The organism is Campylobacter sp. BCW_6889 (assembly GCF_001762535.1).
Taxonomy (GTDB): Bacteria; Campylobacterota; Campylobacteria; order Campylobacterales; family Campylobacteraceae; genus Campylobacter_D; species Campylobacter_D jejuni.
The window spans coordinates 1-4,980 of record NZ_MJWZ01000035.1 but is presented as its reverse complement, the minus strand read 5'-3'; the positions used below and the strand labels follow the sequence as shown (position 1 = coordinate 4,980).

Here is a 4,980-nt window from a genome sequence, read left to right as displayed (position 1 = left end):
CTCTTGTTTTCTATCTTCATCTTCTAAGATTTCATCTAGTCCTTGTGCGATTTGAAGTTTTAAATTTTGCATTTTTGCAGGAGCTAAAAAACTAAAATGATATTCGTTTAATTCTTTATTATCTTCTAAAGCATTTTTGATGATTTTATCATACTCATGTAGCTGTGTAAAATACCCTACTCCTAAATCTTTGTTTTCAAATTCCTTATAAGCACTTTTATAAACTTTAGCAATGTTTTTTGAGATAATAAAATAAAGTTTGATTAAATTAGTATCAAAGCTAAGATTTAATTCTTTAAATTCATAATCTTTACTAAAGTCTTGTTTGAATTGATTAAGAATATTTATATCCTCTATATCTTTTAAATCTTTTAAATCTATATTAAATTCATTTAAAGCCTTATTTTGTTCTTTTTTTTCATTATTGATTAAAAGATTATAGATAGGTAAATTATCTTTTTGAAATCTATCACTTTTATAATGAAGTCTTATTATAGGTTCTTTTAACTCTATTTGATTTTTACTTTGTTCTCCTAAGCCCTCTTTAGGATTAAAGCTGTGATCAAATTTAAACTTAGTAGGAGTAAAGCTTACTTTTAAAGGAAAACCTTTATCACTAATACAAGCTGATATGAGTTCTTGTAAGATTACATATTCATTATTGACTTTCTTTTGAGATAAGGATCCTTTTACATTAACAACTTTAGTACAAGGAACACTTACACCTGCTATAGTATTAGGACAAGCTACTATACTAGAGTTTAATAAATCACTTTCTAGCATAATAGGCACACCATCATCTTTAAAAGTTTTTCCTTTGTTTGATTTAAGTATGACTTTACCTCCATGGATACATTCTAGGTTTTGATTTTCTAAAAGAGCATGAAGTTTAGCTATAGCTTGTTTTTTATCTACTTGTGTGGTTTTTTGTTCTTTTAAAGTGTTTGAAATTAAGTCTTTATACTCTAAGCTTTGTTTGCTTAAACATTCTAATTTGATATTTAAAGAATTTTCTATAATAGAATAATTAAGCAAGCAAAGTTCATCATTTTTATAAAAGATACTAAGTCTTCCTAAACCACTGCTTTCATCTTTAGGAGAAAAATAATAACTAGGTGTATCTTGTTTTATAGTATTATCTTGATCTAATTCTCCAAAGTAAAAAGGATTGTTAGGAAGTTCATTTGAGCCTGTAAGGAGAGTGGAGTTTAAAAAGATTTTTATATCTAAACTTTTAAAATCTATTTGATATTTTTCTTCTATGTCCTTTATATCCAAAACACTTCTATCTTTTGCAAAAATATCACAATGATTATCATAAATATGGATCAAATTTGACATAGAGATGAAAGAAGTATTGTTAGAATTATCTTGCAAATCTTGTAAATTTACTTTATCTAAGAATATGATTTTTATATTATTTGTCTTTAATACTATGGTATTGGTATTTTTATCATAAAATTGCTCTATGTTAAATACTTCGTTTAAAATTAAATTAACATCATTTTCCTTAGTATTAAAGCTTTGATTATTTAGATTATCTTGTAAGGAAATTTCTTTATTTAAATAGTCTTGGATATCTTTTATTTTTTCATTTCTTTTTTCTTTTAAAGTATTGATAGATTTATAAAGCCTTTTTCTAGCATCAAGATAGGTATCATTGAGCTTTTCTTTATCTAGGATGAAGATTTTTGTGAAAGTAGAATTATAGCCTAGATTGTTTATAGCGGTAGCTTGGGTGAAAAGATCTTCTTGATTATAATTTATAGCTATGGAATTTTCACATTGATATAAGGCTTTTAAATATGCTATGGATGAATTTTTATCTATTGTGTCTATTTCATCATTGTTTATAAAAGCAAGCCTTGTTATAAATAATTCTCTATCCATTTTTTTTCTAAATATTTAAGATAAATGAATATTATATCAAATATATTAAATTTTTGATAGTCTTTAAAGATTTTAATACATCACATACACACCCGCCATTAATATAGGATTACACACAAACCCTATAAGCCAACTTAATTTTTTGCGTTTTTCTCCTGTGCTATAACATTTAAATAAATAAGCTTGCAATAAACAAGGAAGTATAAAAAATGTGGTTGTAAAAAAAATAAAAGTTATACCGTCTAAAAAATCAAAATAATTATGTGCTTTATATTCTTGTGGTGATAATTTTTCAATTTCTGGAGGACCAAGCAATACAAGATCCCTAGAAGTTTCAAGATCATAAGTAAGATAAAATATGATAACAATAGCCATAAAAAAGATAATAAAAGATATTAAAAAATAAGATTTTACAAATTCTTTTATATTAATCTTAATCCAATAATTTATATATAGAAAAGACAATAAGAACGCTTAGAGCTATAAGATAAAATTCTATAACACTACAAGTAAGAATAAATCCTATCAAACCCAAAAAATAGAAAGCGTAATACTATCTCCCATTTAAACTCCTGTATTATAAAGCACATTATAAGCTTTATTTTTAAATCAAGCTTAGTGATAAAATCTTTACTATAAAGTCTAAAATCCAAACCATAAGGAGTGAATTTTTGATAGTCTTTAAAGATTTTCATATACCACATACACACTCGCAATTAATAAAAAGATATTACACACAAACCCTATAAGCCAACTTAATTTTTTGCGTTTTTCTTCTGTGCTATAACATTTAAATAAATAAGCTTGCAATAAACAAGGAAGTATAAAAAATGTGATTGTAAAAAAAAACATAGTTATACAAGTCAAAAATCCAAAATAATTATATGCTTTATATTCTTGCGGTGACAATTCTTTAGCTTCTAGAGAGCTAAGTAATGCAAGATCCCTAGAAGTTTCAATACCATAGGTAAGATAAAATATGATAACAATAGCCATAAAAAAGATAATAAAATATACTAAAAAATAAGATTTTACAAATTCTTTTATGTTAATTCTCATCCAATAATTTAAAATAGAAAAGGCAATAAGAACACTTAAAGTTGTAAGATAAAATTTTATATTAGTAAAAGCAAGAATAAATCCAAATAAACCCCAAAAAATAGAAAATGTAATATCTTCTCCCATTTAAACTCCTGTATTATAAAGCACATTATAAGCTTTATCTTTAAAATCAAGTTTAGCGATAAAATCCTTACTATAAAGTTTAAAGTCCAAACCATAAGGAGTGAATTTTTGATAGTCTTGGTAATCTTGATTGTAAAGATAGTATTGCTTGGTTTTTGGGGATTGTAGAATATCAGCAAAGGTTATTTGTGGTATAAAAAATAAATATTTCTTTGGTTTATAAGTTTCCATCTGTCTTGTAGAACCCCAAATACTAAAACTCTTTTCATTAAAATCCCAAGCTCCAACAGGTTGTCCTAGCTTGATAAAATTTCCCTTATCATCAAATTCATGTCCTTGATCTAAAAAATCAAAGCTATCATAAACATAAACAAGCATTTCATCAACGCGGTATGATACCTTTTCTCTATCTCCTTGAATTTCTTTTTTAATGCTTAATTTCGAAGGAACAAAATTAAAAGAAAATTTACCACTACAAGCATAAAGAGATAGATCTTGCATGAGTTCATCATAAGTTTGTTCCCCAATCTCCGATGTATCATAACCTAACATAGTGCTCATTGTCAATGGTTGCGTTCTTAAATATGTTTTAATAAACCAAGTAAGAGAAAATTCTGTATCAAATTGCTTTGCGATATTTACTTGTAAATTTTCCCGAATTTGTCTGAAAAACTCATCATCACCCACACCTATATATTGACAATTTAAAGTATCAAGCTCATAGGGCTTACAGTCTAAAATGCGTTTATAATCTTTTGAAATTTCATCATTTTCTTTAATGATGATATAAGATTCTTCATTTTTATCGCTTCGATTTTCTTTTATATCGATAGCAAAATCAAATTTATATTCTCCTTGAGGCAAATTTTTTAATATCAAAATATTATGAGTTTTTTGTAAGATTATTTCTATTTGCTTTGTAAAATTTTGAGTGTATATGTCTTCTTTTGTATGAAATTTTTTACTTAGTCTTTTTATTATAGGAAAATGAGAATAAAACTTATCCCAATCTAGCGTAGTGTAAAATTTAATAGAACGCCTTTCTTCTCTTACTTCATTTGTTTTATTATCTATATGGCGAGAAAAACGCTCTGAATTTTGCCTTAGTCTTTTCATCTCTTGGGTTTGTGTGTTGTTTGGATAAGGGGTATAATGTAAAATAAGGGGTTCTATACCTTTACTTTGTAAGAAATTTTGTATTTCTTTTAGTCTTTGTTCTGCTTGGGGATTATTAGGCTTATTTTGTTTTACGGGGAGATGATAATTTTGTATTGTATCTATCTTAGGGCTATTTTGCCACAATACTTGAAGTTGATAGCTAATAGCCCAACCTAGTGTTGCTATTTCATTATTGCTTTTTTGATAGTATTTAAATTCATTATAACAACACTCTAATTCTGTAGGTAAAACTGTTTCATCATATTGCAAAGTGCTAAAATTTATATTATTAATATAAATTTGGCTCTTTAAAGTTTCTTCATTAATATGTCCTACTGGAACAATGTTTTCCCAAAAAAGTTCTTCATCCATTATTTCATCCTATTGTTTTTATATTTTTTAGAAATTCCTTAAGCATGTTCTCATTTAAATTTATAGAATACCTAGTCCAGCACATTCTAGCATATTTATAAAGTTTCATATATTTGGCTTGTTTTCATATATTATTTTATCCTTTATGATTTGCATTTGAATTCATCTTTAGGAGAAAAATAATAACTAGGTGTATCTTGTTTTATAGTATTATCTTGATCTAATTCTCCAAAGTAAAAAGGATTATTAGGAAGTTCATTTGATCCTGTAAGGAGAGTGGAGTTTAAAAAGATATAAGCTTGATAGTTTTGAAGTTCTTCAAAAGTAAAATCTGTCGTTGCTTCTAATTTATAAAGTTCATCATAAATACTTTGA

Annotated in this window: 5 protein-coding genes; all 5 read right to left on the bottom strand. The window is 26.0% G+C overall.

Annotated features, from left to right (window positions below; translation table 11 throughout):
* Positions 1–1,035, bottom strand: a 1,035-nt coding sequence (locus AJ939_RS11350) for a hypothetical protein (protein ID WP_186820436.1), incomplete at its 3' end; no start/stop codon positions are given.
* A 927-nt stretch (positions 1,036–1,962) separates the two neighbouring features.
* Positions 1,963–2,265, bottom strand: a complete 303-nt coding sequence (locus tag AJ939_RS11100; RefSeq protein ID WP_250540839.1) for a hypothetical protein — start codon at positions 2,263–2,265, stop codon at positions 1,963–1,965.
* 306 nt (positions 2,266–2,571) lie between these two features.
* Complete coding sequence (locus AJ939_RS03725) at positions 2,572–3,075, bottom strand: hypothetical protein (RefSeq protein WP_070233467.1); 504 nt, start codon at positions 3,073–3,075, stop codon at positions 2,572–2,574.
* Complete coding sequence (locus tag AJ939_RS03720) at positions 3,076–4,605, bottom strand: DUF6402 family protein (protein WP_070233466.1); 1,530 nt, start codon at positions 4,603–4,605, stop codon at positions 3,076–3,078.
* A gap of 143 nt (positions 4,606–4,748) precedes the next feature.
* A partial coding sequence (locus tag AJ939_RS03715; protein ID WP_070276090.1) for a hypothetical protein occupies positions 4,749–4,980 on the bottom strand: 232 nt, incomplete at its 5' end.